Consider the following 13,959-nt stretch of genomic DNA (forward strand, 5'->3'; position numbering starts at 1 on the left):
CACCGTGGGCTGCGCCCTGGTCGTCGCGCTCGCGAAGCGCTGACTCACGCACCGAGCGCGGCGACCTCGCGGACCGCGGGCGGGATGCCCTTGGCCGGAGTGAACACGCCGTCGGGGTCGTGTTCCGCCTTGACCGCGCGCAGCCGCGCGTAGTCGGCGGCGGTGTACGCGGTGTGGGTGCGGGCCGGGTCGTGCAGCCAGTTGAGGAACGAGCCGCCGGTGGCGTGCGCGACGACCGGTGCGGCGGCCTCGCCCGCGCCGTCGACGACCACGGAGAACGGCACGTCGCGGTGGCCTGCCGGTCCTGCGTCGGCGGCGGGCCGGGCGATGGCGCCGCCCCACCTGCGCACCTCGACGGTGTTCGCACCGAGGCGCACCGCGTCGAGCACGGCCCCGACGGGCAGGTCGCGCTGCAGGGTGAAGTGGCGGGGCGCGGTGCCGCCGACCGTGCCGCTCCCGGTGTAGGACATCGTGCGCCAGCCGTCGGTGAGCGGCTCGCCCGCCGCCCGCCACAGCGGCGCCAGCGCACGCCGGGCGTCCTGTGCGGCACCGGCGTACATGCCGCGGATCGCGAGCGAGTCGCCGGTGAGCACGATGTTCGCGGTCAGCTCGTCCGGCAGGTCGGTGTCGCGGTAGGCGGCGAGCACGTCGGCGGCCCTGGCGGGGTCGAACGTGGCGGTGCCCGCGTGGACCGAGGCGACCGGGTGCAGCCGGAACTCGAGGCCGGTCACGACACCGAAGCTCGCGCCGCCGCCGCGGATGGCCCAGAACAGGTCCGGTTCCCGGTCGGCCGACACGGCGCGCGGCTCGCCGTCGGCGGTGACGATCTCGGCCCGCAGCACACTGTCCGCGGCGAGACCGAACCGGCGGGACAACCAGCCCATGCCGCCGCCGAGCGTGTAGCCGACGACCCCGACCGTCGGCGAGGTGCCGGACAGCGGCGCCAGCCCGAACGGCGCCGCCGCGGCGATGACCTCACCCCAGCGAACCCCGGCCCCGACGCGGGCGACGCGCCGCTCCGGGTCGACCAGCACCCCGGTCATCCCGGCGGTCGTGATGACGACGGAGTCGTCGCCGGCGGGCATCGGCCCGCCGTGCCCGGTCGCGTACACCGCGACCGGCAGGTTCGTCTCCCGCGCGCTGCACACGGCGGCACGCACGTCGGCGGGGGTGGCGGCGTTCACGATCATCGCCGGGCTCCTTCTGTGGTTTCCGTAGCGGTCAACCACACGTCGGACGCGCCTGCGCGAAATCGACACGGAGCCGAAAAGAATCCTGGACCTGTCTCCAGGCGGCGGCTCAGACCGGGATCACCGTCGGGACGATCATCGGGCGACGGCGGTAGGTGTCGGCCACCCAGCGGCCGACTACCCGGCGCACGGACTGTGCGATGCGGTGGGTGTCGGTGATGCCCTCCGACTCGGTGTGCGACAGCTCCATCTCCACCAGCGACACGACCTCGTCGAGCGCCTTCGGGTCGTCGGAGAAGCCGCGGCCCGAGACGGTCGGCGGCGCCACGGCCCGGCCCGTGGTCGAGTCGACGGCGACCGTGATCGCGATGAAGCCGCCCTCGCCAAGGATGAGGCGGTCGGACAGGGTGGACTCGCCGACGTCGCCGACGGACAGGCCATCCACGTAGACGTGACCGACCTCGACGCGGCCGCTGATCGTCGCGCGCCCGTCGACCAGGTCGACGACGACGCCGTCCTCGGCGATCACCACGTGGTCGGCGGGCACCCCGGTCGCCACGGCCAGCGCCGCGTTGGCCCGCAGGTGCCGCCACTCGCCGTGCACCGGCATGACGTTCGACGGGCGGACCGCGTTGTACAGGAACAACAGCTCCCCCGCCGACGCGTGCCCGGACACGTGCACGCGCGCGTTCCCCTGGTGCACGACGGAAGCACCGAGCCGCGCGAGCCCGTTCACGACCCCGAACACGGCGGTCTCGTTGCCGGGGATCAGGGAGCTGGCCAGCACCACCGTGTCACCCGCGAGGATCTGGATCTGCCGGTGCTCGCCCCGCGCCATCCGCGACAACGCCGACAGCGGCTCGCCCTGCGACCCCGTCGACACGAACAGCACCTCGTGCTCGGGCAGCTCCAGCGCCTCGTTCAGGTCCACGAGCAGACCCGCCGGCACGTGCAGCAGGCCGAGGTCGACCGCGATGCCCATGTTCCGCACCATCGACCGGCCGACCAGCGCGACCCGCCGTCCGGACCGGGCGGCCACGTCGAACACCTGCTGCACGCGGTGCACGTGGCTCGCGAAGCACGCCACGATCACCCGCTGCCTCGCCCGCGAGATCACGCCCTCGAGCACCGGCCCGATCTCGCGCTCGGCCATCACGAACCCGGGGACCTCCGCGTTCGTCGAGTCCACGAGGAACAGGTCCACACCCTCGTCGCCGAGCCGGGAGAACCCGGCCAGGTCGGTGAGCCGCCCGTCGAGCGGCAGCTGGTCCAGCTTGATGTCACCGGTGTGCAGCACCAGCCCCGCCGGGGTGCGGATGCCGACCGCCAGCGCGTCCGGAATGGAGTGGTTGACCGCGAAGAACTCGCACTCGAAGTCGCCGTATGAGACCCGGCCGCCCTCGGCGACCTCGGCGAGCTTCGGGTTGAGCCGGTGCTCCTTGCACTTCGCGGCGACCAGCGCGAGCGTGAACCGCGAGCCGACCACCGGCAGGTCCGGCCGGTGGCGCAGCAGGAACGGCACCGCCCCGATGTGGTCCTCGTGGCCGTGCGTCAGCACGACCGCCTCGATGTCGTCCATCCGGGACTCGATCGCACGGAAGTCCGGCAGGATCAGGTCCACGCCGGGTTGCTGGTCCTCGGGGAAGAGCACGCCGCAGTCGACGACGAGCAGGCGGCCGCCGTACTCGAAGACCGTCATGTTGCGGCCGACTTCGCCGATCCCGCCCAGCGCGACGACGCGCAGCCCCCCGTCGGCGAGCGGGCCTGGTGCGGCCAATGGCTTCACTGATGAACCTGCCCGGCGCTGGTGTGGGTGGTGGTGGCGATGTAGGCGGCGGCCGCGTCGGCCTGCGCCACCCGCGCGGCGGCGACGTCCGATGGCGCGGCGTCGGACAGCGGCACCCCGGCGTCGCCGAGGTCGGAGGCGATCAGCGCGACCTGTTCCCGCGTCGCGGGCGGCAGCGGAAGCCTGGGGTTACCGGCCTCGTAGCCGCGCAGCCGCAGCGCGGCCTTCGAGAAGATCACGCCGCCGACCCGGCCCATGGCCCGGTAGACCGGCAGCAGTCCACGGTGGACGGTACGGGCGGTGCTGACGTCGCCGTTCTCGTACGTCTCGACCATGCGGCGCAGCCTGCCCGCCACTACGTGCCCGATGACGGAGACGAAGCCGACGCCGCCGACCGACAGCCACGGCAGGTTCAGCGCGTCGTCGCCCGAGTAGTAGGCGAGGTCCGTGCTCGCGATGACCTCACTGCCCGCGAGCAGGTCGCCCTTGGCGTCCTTCACCGCGGCGATCCTGGGATGCTCCGCGAGCCTGCGCAGCGTGTCGACCTCGATCGGCACGACCGAGCGCGGCGGGATGTCGTAGAGCATGTTCGGCAGGCCGGACGCGTCGGCGACGGCCGTGAAGTGGGCGATCAGGCCGGCCTGCGGCGGCCGCGAGTAGTACGGGGTGACCACGAGGAGCCCGTGTGCGCCCGCCTGCTCGGCCTGCTGCGCCAGGTGCACGGAGTGCGCGGTGTCGTACGTGCCGACCGACGCCACCACCGTGGCCCGGTCCCCCACCGCGTCCACGACCGCGCGCACCAGCTCGGCCTTCTCGGTGTCCGAGGTGGTCGGTGACTCGCCGGTGGTCCCGCTGACCACCAGACCGTCGTTGCCGAGGTCGACGAGGTGGTTCGCGAGGCTCTGCGCGGCGACGAGGTCGAGCTTGCCGCTCGAGTCGAATGGGGTCACCATCGCGGTGAGCACCTGGCCGAACGGCCGTCCTGGCTTGGCGGTCGGGCACGCGTTCATGACGAAGACGCTACTCCACGACGCGGTACGACTTGTCGAGCTGGTGGTTGTCCGCGGAGTAGAGCACACAATGGGAGGCACGGTGTTCCCGCCATGTGTCCTCTGTGGGCACCACGGCGCGGTAGCGCAGCCCGGACGTGGTGGTCTCCGGCAGCATCGCCGCCGACTCGAAGATCATCCGGCAGACCGCCTCGGTGTACTGGACCAGCCCGTCGTGGCCGGGGTAGTCGATGTCCGGCCACGTCTCGTGGTCGGCGGGCGGGCTGTAGAAGGTGCGGCTCTGGAAGACCTCGAACACGTGCGGCTGGTCGCACTCGACGTGCGCGCTCTGCGTGATGCGCCTGCCCTCGGTCAGGTCGCTGGTCATGCAGCCGCCCTCGGGGTAGCGGTCCCAGGACAGCTCGGGGAAGTAGCCGCCCTCGCCGTAGGTGAGCGCAGACGCCATGTTCGCGGGGCGGTCGTCCCCCGGCGCGGGCTCGGTGGCGACGCGGGTGCCGAAACCGGCCGCGAACAGGCCGGCCGCGAGCACCAGTACGACCGCCGTGACCGCGCCCCACCGTCTGCGGGGCGCGGCCGGGGGTGCGTGGTGCGCGGTCGCATGGGACGCCAGGTGCGCGGTCTGTGCCGCGAAGCCGTTCGCGGGGGTCATGGTGACCTGCGAGAGCAGCCCGGCGACCTGGTCCGCCCTCGGCCTGGCCTCGGGGTGCGCGTTGAGCAGGCCCATGATCACCGACGCGAGCGGGCCCTGGCAGCGGGTGAGGAACGGGACCTCGTTGAGGATCGCGTGCATGGTCGCGGCGGTGGACGCCCGCTCGAACGCCGCGTACCCCTCGACCGCGAAGAACAGGACCGCGCCGAGCGACCACAGGTCCGAACCCGCGTCGGCGTCCTGGCCGCGCAGCCGCTCCGGTGCCATGTAGACCGGTGAGCCGACGAGGACACCGCTCGTGGTCAGGCGCGGGTCGTCGGTGGACTGCGCGATGCCGAAGTCGGTCAGCTTCACCCGCCCGTTGGCCTGCACCATGATGTTCGACGGCTTCACGTCCCGGTGCACCACGCCCGCCGCGTGCGCGGCGCGCAGCGCCGACAGCAGCTGCTCGGCCAGCCTGGCGACGACCTCCTGCGGCAGCGGCCCCCGGTCGCGGACCAGGTCGGTCAGCGTGGTGGCCTCGATCAGCTCCATCACGATGAACGTGGTGTCCTGGTCGCGGACCACGTCGTAGACGGTGACGACGCCGGGGTCGTTCAGCCGTCCGGCCGCGCGGGCCTCGCGGAGCACCCGCTCCTCGAACACCTCGCGCTCGGCCGGCGCCACCCCGTCCGGCAGGTGCAGCTCCTTGATCGCGACCCGGCGCCCGATCGTGCGGTCCTCCGACAGCCACACGACACCCATGCCGCCGCGGCCGATCTCCCGCAGCAGGGCGTACCGGCCGGCGACCACCCGTTCGAGTTGCTCTGTCACCTCGGTCTCCTCCCACCCCTGCCCGGTCACTCGGACCGGTGGAGAGGATCCCAGGTTCCGTCGAAAGGGAGACGGGCGGTCAGAGACCGCGGTTGAGACCGCGCACGGCGGCGATCGCGGGCTGGTCGCCATCGAACTCGACCACGGCCGCGTCCCGGCCGAACGCGAAGAGCAGCAGCTCGCCGGGCTCACCGGTGATCGTCACGGTGTCCGGGCCGCGTTTGACCACGACCGAGTCGCCGCCGGGCGGGCCATGCGAAGCGGGCGTCGACTCGGGCCGCCGCAGGACCAGCCCGACGGGTGAGCGGCGCAGCGTCATCCGCCCGGCCCGCTTCAGCCCGGTCCACACGGCGGCGTCCCGCTTCGCGTCCGGGTCGCGCGGGGCCCAGCCCTCCTGGCCGCGGCGCACGTCCTCGTGGTGGACGAACATCTCGACGCTGTTGACCAGCTCGCCCACCGCCGGGACGCGGGTCGGCCACCACACCGGTGGGCCGCCGCGGACCTGGGCCACCAGCTCGGGCCACGGCCTGCGCGCGTAGCTGTCCTGCACGCGCTTGGTGTGCCCGGCGAACACGGGGAGCAGGATGCCGGGCGCCGCGTCCGGCCGGTGCTCCCGCACGACGAGGTGCGCGGCGAGGTCCCGCGTGCGCCAGCCCGCGCACAGCGTCGGCTGGTCGGGGCCCAGTTCCTCGAGCAGGTCGCACAGCGCGGCGCGCTCGTCAGCGGCAACAGACATGCCCAGAGCCTACCGACGAGTAGCTCATTCCTCCGGGCCAACCGGGGCGGTCAACTGCCTGCGGTCGGCGTCGCGGACCGCGCAGAGCGTGCTCTGCACCGGGTTCTCGGAGTCGGTCCACGCCGCCGGGGAGGGGATGAGCGTGACGTAGACCAGGCCGGCGCGCTCCTCGTCGAGGACGTAGGCGGGGTCGTTGAACGCGGTCGCGCACGTGGCCTCACCCACCGCGGCGAGCCGCTCGACACCCGGGTACGCCATGGCGTCCGACTGGTACAGGTCGCTGCCGTAGACGACCTCGAAGTCGTGGGTCTCGTCGCAGCCGACGCTCGACGGGACACTCCGGCCCTTCTGGAGCGGCGACCCACCGCAGGTGCCGGCGCGGACCTCGAACTCCTCGATGTCGCCGCCGTCGCCGTAGGTGAACGTCTCGCCCTTCGCCGGGTCGACGACCGGCTCGACCAGACCGGCGCGGCCGGAGAACCAGCCACCCGCGAACGCGCAGGCCAACACCAGCGCGGCCACGGCGACGAACGGCCAGACCTTGCGCCTGGGCCGTGGCCCGGGTGCGAGCCGGGTCGCGTGCGGGCCCGGGTACATCGCGGTCGCGGCGTGGGCCACGGTGTGTTCCCCGGTCGGCGTCCCGACCTGCGCGAGCAGCCCGCGCACCTGCTGCGCGGACAGCCTCGCCTGCGGTGTCGCGTTGAGCAGGCCCATGATCGCCGACGCCAGGGGGCCGTGGCCGCGGGTCAGGTACGGCACCTCGCTGATGATCGCGTGCATGGTGGCCGCCGTGGACGAACGCCCGAACGCCGCGTTGCCCTCGACCGCGAAGAACAGCGACGCGCCGAGCGCCCACAGGTCGGAACCCGCGTCGGCCTGCTGGCCGCGGATCACCTCGGGCGCGAGGTAGGTCGGCGAGCCCAGCAGCACTCCGCTGCTGGTCAGGCGCGGGTCGTCGGTGGTCTGCGCGATGCCGAAGTCGGTCAGCTTCACCCGCCCGTTGGCCTGCACCATGATGTTCGACGGCTTCACGTCCCGGTGCACCACGCCCGCCGCGTGCGCGGCCTCCAGCGCGGAAAGCAGCTGCTCGGCGATCCGCGCGACCGCCTCCTGGGGCAGCGGGCCCTGGCGGGCGACGATGTCGGACAGCGTCGGCGCCTGGATCAGCTCCATGACGATGTAGGTCGTGCCCGCTTCCTGCAGCACGTCGAACACCGTGACCACGCCGGGGTCGTTGAGCCGCCCGGCCGCCCGCGCCTCGCGGAGCACCCGCTCCTCCAGCACCCGCCGCTCCTCGGTCGGCACGCCGGCCGGCAGGTGCAGCTCCTTGATGGCGACCCGCCTGCCGATCGTGCGGTCCTCGGCGAGCCACACGACGCCCATGCCACCCCGGCCTATCTCGTCGAGGATGGCGTACCGGCCTGCGATCACCCGCCGGTGGGTCAGTTCGGGCTGCTGTGTCACCCGCAGGATGTTAGATGGCGGTATGGCGGCATGGGTGCTCCACGTCGACCTCGACCAGTTCATCGCGGCGGTCGAGGTCCTGCGGGACCCGTCGCTGGCCGGGAAACCGGTGGTCGTCGGCGGGCGTGGCGACCCGGCCGAGCGCGCGGTCGTGGCCACCGCGTCGTACGAGGCGCGGGAGTTCGGCGTGCATTCGGGCATCCCGCTGCGGCTGGCGGCCAAACGCTGCCCCGACGCGATCTTCCTGCCGCACGACCCACCCGCGTACGACGCGGCGTCGGCCGAGGTCTACGCGGTGCTGCGGTCCTTCGACGACGTCGTGGTCGAGGCGCTCGGGTGGGACGAGGCGTTCCTCGGTGTCACCACCGACGACCCGGTCGCGTTGGCCCGCACCGTGCAGGGCGCGGTCAGCGAACACACCCGGCTGTCCTGCTCGGTCGGGATCGGGGACAACAAGCTGCGCGCCAAGCTCGCCACCGGCTTCGCGAAACCGGCCGGGGTGTTCCAGTTGACCAGGGACAACTGGTTCGCGGTGATGGCGGACCGGCCGACCACCGCGCTGTGGGGAATCGGCACCAAGACCGCCCGCAAGCTCGCCGAGCTGGGGTGCACGACCGTCGCCGAACTGGCCCGCGCCGAACCGGAGGTGCTGGCCTCGCGGCTGGGTCCGAGGATGGGCCCGTGGTACCGGGGGCTGGCGCGCGGCGCGGGCAGCGCGGAGGTCACCGCGACGCCGTGGGTGGCGAAGTCCCGCAGCCGCGAGACCACGTTCCAGTCGGACCTGACCGACGGCACGGAGATCGCGGCGGAGGTGGCGGCACTGGCCGGACGGGTCGCGGCGGACGTGGTCGACGAGGGCCGCCCCGCCGCGAGGGTGGCGGTGAAGGTGCGGTTCGCGCCGTTCTTCACCCACACCCACAGCATGACGCTGCCGTCACCGACCGACGACGCCGCGGCGCTGACGGCGGCCGCGCTCGAGGTGCTGGCGATGTTCGAGCTGGACCGCCCGATCCGCCTACTGGGGGTGCGGGCGGAGTTCTAGATGATTGATTCCGTGAAGTCGGTGTGAGTGGGTGGCCGGTCGTCGTGTGCCGGTCGCGTCGGACCGGCCCGGGTTCGGTTCGCGTTGTGGCCCAGCCTGGGCCCGCTGCCCGGGTCCGGGGCGCGTAGCGCCCGGGCTTTGGCGCTAAGGCGCGTTGACGGCGTGGCAATGCCCTGAAAGGCGCGTTCAGGGCGCTGGGCGCCCTGAACGGCCCATTCACGGCATTCGTCTAGCCGGTTTCGTGCCCCGCCTCGCGGAGCGCCTGCACCGCACGTTGCAGGTCGGTCGCCTTCACGAGTACGTGATCGGTGTCGTAGGCGGAGACCGCGAACAGGCTGACCCCCGCCGCGGCCAGCTCACCCGCGAGGGCCGCCATCACACCGGTCAGGTCGAACTCGAGCGGACCGCGGACGGTGAGGAGGCGCCAGCCGGGGTGGGCGTGCTCGGTCTCCGGCGCGACGTCGCTCGGGCAGACGACCGACACCCCGGTCGGCGTGCTGGTCACCGACACCAGCCCCGCCCCCTCGATGCGGGGCGGCTCGGTGCCGGCGGGCAGACGGCAGACGGTGTAGTCCCCCGGCACGATGTCGATGGTGAGCCGCTTCACCCGCGTCAGCCCTCGGTGACGAACGGGCTCGACGCGACCTCGGTGCCGTCCGGCAGCGTGGAGATGACGAAGTCGTCGAACACGTTCGTGGCCGCCTTCTGCAGCTGGCGCAGGCATTCGACGGCCAGCTCGCGGATCTCGACGTCGGCGTGCTCGCTCGCGCGCATGGCGACGAAGTGCCGCCACGCGCGGTAGTTGCCGGTGACGACGATGCGGGTCTCGGTCGCGTTGGGCAGGACCGCGCGGGCGGCCTGGCGGGCCTGCTTGCGGCGCAGGGTCGCGTTCGGCACGTCGGCGAAGCGCTCCTCGAGGCCCTCGAGCAGCTCGGTGTACGCGGCGACGCTCGCCTCGGCGGCCTTGAGGAACTTCTCGTGCAGCACCGGGTCGTCCGCGATGACGGCCGGCTCGACCATGGCGGCCGTGCGCTCCGGCACGTAACGCTGCGAGAGCTGCGAGTACGAGAAGTGCCGGTGGCGGATCAGCTCGTGGGTCAGCGAGCGGGAGATGCCGGAGATGTAGAAGCTCACGGAGCCGTGCTCCAGCACCGAGAGGTGGCCAACCTCGAGGATGTGACGCAGGTAGCCGGCGTTGGTCGCGGTGGCCGGGTTGGGCTTCTTCCACGACTGGTAGCAGGCGCGCCCCGCGAACTCGGCCAGCGCCTCACCGCCCTCGGCATCGGTCGACCACGGGACGTCTTCCGGCGAGAAGAACTCCGTCTTCGCGATGAGCTGAACCTTGGGCGACACCGTCTCCGTCATGCCGAAAAGAGTAACCGCCGCCCGTCGCGGGCCAGCGCATCGACGCGTGCTGTCAGCGGTGACACTTGCTTGATGTCATATGTGGTGTCATAGTGACATCATGGATCTCACACCGTATATCGCCTCGCTGCGGGAGGACCTCGCCACGGCCGCGTCGGCCGGCGACGAGTCCACCCGGCGCACGGCGGAGGTGCTGGCGGCGGCGCTGGAGCCGGCGGCACGCCTCGCGATCATGAACGCGCTGTCCGACCTGGCCGCCGAGGTGACCGCCGCGCAGGAGGACCACGTCGTCGACGTGCGCCTGTCCGGCCGCGACGTCCAGGTCGTGGTCACGTCGAGGGCGCAGCCGCACGACGACCCGCGCGCGGACAACGTCCCGCCGGTCGACGACACGGCCGGCGGCGACATGAGCCGCATGACGCTGCGGCTCTTCGAACAGCTGAAGTCGAAGGCCGAGCAGGCGGCGGCGGCGCAGGGGGTGTCGCTGAACACGTTCGTGCAGCAGGCGGTGCAAGGGGCACTGCACGGCAGGAACAAGGCGTTCGGCGGCAAGGAGTGGGGCGGCGGCCAGCGTGGCTTCGGCGGCCCCGAGCGCGGGCAGAGCGGCTCCCGCGTACACGGCTGGTACGAGGGGTGACGGGGATGACTGACGAGAACGTGGTGCGCAGACAGAGTTTCGACGCCGAGGGCCCGGTCGAGCTGGACCTGGGCACCGGAGGCGGCGGGGTCACCGTGCGCCTGGCCGACGAGCCGGGCGTGCACGTGGAGATCCGCCACGACCCGAATGCCGCGAGCCCGTGGGCCCAGGGCGTGACGAACCTGATGAGCTGGGTCAGCACCCAGTTCGGCAGCCAGCTTGGTGGCCAGTTCGGCGAGACGGTGCCCGAGGGCTCGAACGCCGAGGCCGAGGCGGTGCGCCAGACCCGGGTCGACTTCACCGCGGGCCGCCTGGTGGTGCGCACGCCGAAGGAGATCCAGCTGAGGAACGTGCCGATCCTGGTGTCGGTCCAGGCACCGGCCGGCTCCCACGTCGAGGCCCGCACCGGTTCCGGGGACGTCACGGTCACCGGCGCCGCGGGCAGGCTGAACCTCAACACGGGTTCGGGCCGGATCAGCGCCGACCAGGCCGAGGGCACCGTCCACATCGACACCGGCTCCGGCACGGTCCGCCTCGGCCCGATGGCCGCCGGCCTGCGCGCGAAGACCGGCAGCGGCGATGTCGAGGTGACCGCCATCGGCGCCGCGAGCACGGTGGTGACCGGCAGCGGTGACGTCTGGCTCGGCGCGGTGGCCGGCGACGTCCTGGCCCGCACCGGCAGCGGCCGGGTCACCGTCGCGAACGCCGCGGCTGGCGAGCTGGAACTCCACACCGGTTCCGGCGCCATCCACGTCGGGGTCCGCAAGGGCAGCCCGGCGGAGGTCGACCTGTCCTCCGGCTCCGGCGAGGCCCGCAGCGACCTGGACCTGACGACGAACCCGCCGGAGTCCAAGCCACCGCTGCGCATCCGCGGCCGCACCGGCTCGGGCAACGCACTGGTCACCCCCGCCGCGACGGAGTAGGCCACTTCCACAGGGGGAAGAAACCTGAGCGGCGCCTCCGCTCCCGCACAAGAGGCGCCGCTCAGGCCTGCCCGGTCCGACTCGGCTCGGCCTGATCTCGCCGGCCGCCAGGCTCAGGACTTCAACGCCCTCGCCAGGGGCCTGGCCAGGTTTCCCCTGTCGCCCACCGCGACCGAGTCCAGGCCAAGCCACCCGGCCATCGTGCGCAGTTCGGCTGCCAACTCGCCCGCCACGCGGGCCTGGTCCGTGCCTGGTTCCGCGTACACGCCCCGTGCCCGCAGGACGCCCGCGACGCGGTCGGTCTTCAGGTCCACCCGGCCCACCAACTCGCCGTCCAGCAGGAACGGGAAGACGTAGTAGCCGTAGATCCGTTTCGGTTCTGGGACGTAGATCTCGATGCGGTAGTGGAAGCCGAAGATCCGTTCCGTGCGTTCGCGGCGCCAGATCAGCGGGTCGAACGGGCACAGCAGCGCGCGGCCGGTCACCTTGCGCGGGGTCCTCGCCGCCGTGTGCCGGTACGCGGGGTGCGACCAGCCCGGTACCGCCACCCGTTCCACCAGGCCGTCGGCCACCAGCCCGGCCAGCGCGGCCTGGCTGCGGGCCGGTTTCAGGCGGTAGTAGTCACGCAGGTCGGGCTCGGTGCCGATGCCGTGCGCCGTGGCCGCGCGCAGCATCAGCTCGCGGGCCGCTTCCTCGTCCGGCACCGGCGGGGCCGCCAGCACCTCCGGGGGCAGCACCCGTTCCGGCAGGTCGTACAGCCGCTGGAAACCGCGGCGGGTCCCCGTCGTCAGCTCGCCGGTCGCGAACAGCCACTCGCACGCGTGTTTCACCGACGAGCGGTTCCACCAGCCACCCGGCGCCTTCTTCGCGCGGCCCTCCCCCAGGCCCAGCTCGTCCTCCAGCGGGCCGGCGCCGATCGGGCCCAGTTCCTTCACCGCCGCGAGGACGTCGTCGAACAGGCCCGGCGCGTTCTTCAGCAGGGCGGCGTAGCGGGTGGCGTACTTCGCCTCGTACTCGCGCATGCGCCAGCGGAACAGGGGCCAGTCCGCGACCGGCAACAGGCTCGCCTCGTGTGCCCAGTACTCCACCAGCAGCCGAGGCCTGCGGGCGTGGTGCGTCCACGCCGCGTCGTCGACGAGGTCCATCGGGTAGGCCCCCAGCCGGGAGAACAACGGCATGTAGTGCGCGCGCACGGCCACGTTCACCGAGTCGAGCTGGATCAGCCGTACCCGGTCCAGCACCCGTTTCAGGTGCCGCCGCGACACCGCGCCACTGGCGCCGTCCCCCGCCCTGGGCTCGGTGAAACCCTGCGCTCCCAACGCGATCCGCCGCGCGGCGTCCGCACCGAGCACGGTCATCGTGGACTTCCCTCCGTCACGCTCGACAACTCCTCCTTCACCCGCTGTTCGCCGCGCACCACCAGCACCACCGCGCACAGCACCACCAGACCGCCCGCGAACTGCGCCGGGCCGAACCGCTCCGCGGCGAACAGCACCCCGAGCAGCACGGCGATCACCGGGTTCACGTACGCGTACGTGGCCACGGTGGACACCGGCAGCCGCCCGAGCGCGTACACGTACGAGCTGAACGCCAGCGCCCCGAACAGCACGCAGTACCCCCACGCGAGCCACGACGCCGTCGACACCTCGGCGAACACGACCTGCTCGGCACGCACCGCGCCGAGGGCCGTCAGCACCGCGCCGCCGACGAGCATGCCCACCGCGGAGAACGTCACCGGGTTCGGCGGTGTCGGCAGCCGCGACCCCGCGACCGTGCCCGCCGCCCAGCCCAGCGCCGCGAGCACCACCAGCCACGGCCCCCACCACGCCGTGCCGTGGGCGCCCGCGACCGGACCGCCGAGCAGCAGCACCGCCAGCCCGACCAGCCCGAGCGCCACCCCGGCGACCGTCACGAGCGGCGGCCGCTGCCCGGTCAACCGCCGGAACACCACCACGAACAGCGGCACGCACGCGACCAGCAGCGCCGCGAGCCCGGACGCCACCTGCTGCTCCGCCACCACGACCAGCCCGTTGCCCCACGCGGGCAGCAGCAGCCCCACCAGCGCCGCCGTGCCGAACTGCGGCCGCGTCATCCGGAACGCGGCCGGGCCCGCGAACGCCAGCACGGCGAGGCACAGCAGCGCACCGGACACCAGGAACCGCGAACCGGCGGACAGCAGCGGCGGCATGGTCTCGACGCTGACCCGGATCGCCAGGTAGGTCGAGCCCCACACCACGTAGACCACGCCGAGCGCGGCCCAGGCCAGCCAGGCCCGGGCACGGGGCGGCGCCGTCACACCGGTCGCGGAAGTGGTCACGGCGACACCATGGCACGGACCACCGAC

At 72.9% G+C, this 13,959-nt stretch carries 13 protein-coding genes; 3 read left to right on the forward strand and 10 right to left on the reverse strand.

The annotated features are described in order from the left end of the window. Nucleotides 1-44: 44 nt before the first annotated feature. From ACFPCV_RS22570 to ACFPCV_RS22595, 6 genes are all read right to left on the reverse strand, one after another. Nucleotides 45-1,190 (reverse strand): FAD-binding oxidoreductase, encoded by a 1,146-nt coding sequence (locus ACFPCV_RS22570; RefSeq protein ID WP_378058278.1) that lies wholly within the window; start codon nt 1,188-1,190, stop codon nt 45-47. 109 nt (nt 1,191-1,299) lie between these two features. Then, on the reverse strand, nt 1,300-2,976 hold the full coding sequence (locus tag ACFPCV_RS22575; RefSeq protein WP_378058279.1) for a ribonuclease J: 1,677 nt from the start codon (nt 2,974-2,976) through the stop codon (nt 1,300-1,302). Continuing rightward, nucleotides 2,973-3,986, reverse strand: coding sequence for a 4-hydroxy-tetrahydrodipicolinate synthase (gene dapA / locus ACFPCV_RS22580; protein WP_378058280.1), 1,014 nt, complete (start codon nt 3,984-3,986; stop codon nt 2,973-2,975). Before dapA ends, ACFPCV_RS22575 begins: the two co-directional genes overlap by 4 nt. Before the next feature lie 10 nt (nt 3,987-3,996). Continuing rightward, entirely contained in the window at nt 3,997-5,448 is a 1,452-nt protein-coding gene (locus ACFPCV_RS22585; RefSeq protein WP_378058281.1) for a serine/threonine-protein kinase, read from the reverse strand. Between the two features lie 79 nt (nt 5,449-5,527). Beyond that, nucleotides 5,528-6,184 carry a TIGR03085 family metal-binding protein gene (locus ACFPCV_RS22590; RefSeq protein ID WP_378058282.1) on the reverse strand — a complete coding sequence of 219 codons (657 nt, stop codon included), beginning with the start codon at nt 6,182-6,184 and terminating at the stop codon, nt 5,528-5,530. 24 nt (nt 6,185-6,208) lie between these two features. Next, a complete protein-coding gene (locus ACFPCV_RS22595; RefSeq protein WP_378058283.1) occupies nt 6,209-7,648 on the reverse strand; it encodes a serine/threonine-protein kinase in 1,440 nt (479 codons plus the stop codon). Between the two features lie 22 nt (nt 7,649-7,670). On the opposite strand from ACFPCV_RS22595, the gene ACFPCV_RS22600 reads away from it, so the two are divergent. After that, on the forward strand, nt 7,671-8,690 hold the full coding sequence (locus tag ACFPCV_RS22600) for a DNA polymerase IV (RefSeq protein ID WP_378058284.1): 1,020 nt from the start codon (nt 7,671-7,673) through the stop codon (nt 8,688-8,690). A 229-nt stretch (nt 8,691-8,919) separates the two neighbouring features. Here ACFPCV_RS22600 and ACFPCV_RS22605 read toward each other — a convergent pair whose 3' ends face one another. Beyond that, nucleotides 8,920-9,297: an ACT domain-containing protein gene (locus tag ACFPCV_RS22605; RefSeq protein WP_378058285.1), complete on the reverse strand. Its 378-nt coding sequence runs from the start codon at nt 9,295-9,297 to the stop codon at nt 8,920-8,922. Nucleotides 9,298-9,302: 5 nt separating this feature from the next. Next, nucleotides 9,303-10,055: an FAD-dependent thymidylate synthase gene (gene thyX / locus ACFPCV_RS22610; RefSeq protein WP_378058286.1), complete on the reverse strand. Its 753-nt coding sequence runs from the start codon at nt 10,053-10,055 to the stop codon at nt 9,303-9,305. 100 nt (nt 10,056-10,155) lie between these two features. Between thyX and ACFPCV_RS22615 the strand changes: the two genes are divergently transcribed. Both ACFPCV_RS22615 and ACFPCV_RS22620 read left to right on the forward strand, forming a co-directional pair. Then, nucleotides 10,156-10,692 (forward strand): toxin-antitoxin system HicB family antitoxin, encoded by a 537-nt coding sequence (locus ACFPCV_RS22615; RefSeq protein WP_378058287.1) that lies wholly within the window; start codon nt 10,156-10,158, stop codon nt 10,690-10,692. A 5-nt stretch (nt 10,693-10,697) separates the two neighbouring features. After that, nucleotides 10,698-11,615 (forward strand): DUF4097 family beta strand repeat-containing protein, encoded by a 918-nt coding sequence (locus tag ACFPCV_RS22620; RefSeq protein ID WP_378058288.1) that lies wholly within the window; start codon nt 10,698-10,700, stop codon nt 11,613-11,615. Nucleotides 11,616-11,728: 113 nt separating this feature from the next. On the opposite strand, the gene ACFPCV_RS22625 is transcribed toward ACFPCV_RS22620, so the two are convergent. Continuing rightward, the gene (locus ACFPCV_RS22625; protein WP_378058289.1) at nt 11,729-12,973 is read right to left on the reverse strand and encodes a winged helix-turn-helix domain-containing protein; all 1,245 of its coding nucleotides are present in this window, start codon (nt 12,971-12,973) and stop codon (nt 11,729-11,731) included. Beyond that, on the reverse strand, nt 12,970-13,932 hold the full coding sequence (locus ACFPCV_RS22630; RefSeq protein ID WP_378058290.1) for an EamA family transporter: 963 nt from the start codon (nt 13,930-13,932) through the stop codon (nt 12,970-12,972). The genes ACFPCV_RS22625 and ACFPCV_RS22630 overlap by 4 nt, the downstream gene beginning before the upstream one ends. Nucleotides 13,933-13,959 lie beyond the last annotated feature (27 nt).

This window comes from Actinophytocola glycyrrhizae (assembly GCF_042653545.1).
Lineage (GTDB): Bacteria > Actinomycetota > Actinomycetes > Mycobacteriales > Pseudonocardiaceae > Actinophytocola > Actinophytocola glycyrrhizae.

Excerpts from the sequence above, each read along its gene's own strand:
- thyX (WP_378058286.1), bottom strand. The coding sequence starts at position 10,055 with ATGACGGAGACGGTGTCGCCCAAGGTTCAGCTCATCGCGAAGACGGAG.
- ACFPCV_RS22620 (WP_378058288.1), top strand. The coding sequence starts at position 10,698 with ATGACTGACGAGAACGTGGTGCGCAGACAGAGTTTCGACGCCGAGGGC.
- ACFPCV_RS22615 (WP_378058287.1), top strand. The coding sequence starts at position 10,156 with ATGGATCTCACACCGTATATCGCCTCGCTGCGGGAGGACCTCGCCACG.
- ACFPCV_RS22570 (WP_378058278.1), bottom strand. The coding sequence starts at position 1,190 with ATGATCGTGAACGCCGCCACCCCCGCCGACGTGCGTGCCGCCGTGTGC.
- ACFPCV_RS22625 (WP_378058289.1), bottom strand. The coding sequence starts at position 12,973 with ATGACCGTGCTCGGTGCGGACGCCGCGCGGCGGATCGCGTTGGGAGCG.
- ACFPCV_RS22590 (WP_378058282.1), bottom strand. The coding sequence starts at position 6,184 with ATGTCTGTTGCCGCTGACGAGCGCGCCGCGCTGTGCGACCTGCTCGAG.
- dapA (WP_378058280.1), bottom strand. The coding sequence starts at position 3,986 with ATGAACGCGTGCCCGACCGCCAAGCCAGGACGGCCGTTCGGCCAGGTG.
- ACFPCV_RS22600 (WP_378058284.1), top strand. The coding sequence starts at position 7,671 with ATGGCGGCATGGGTGCTCCACGTCGACCTCGACCAGTTCATCGCGGCG.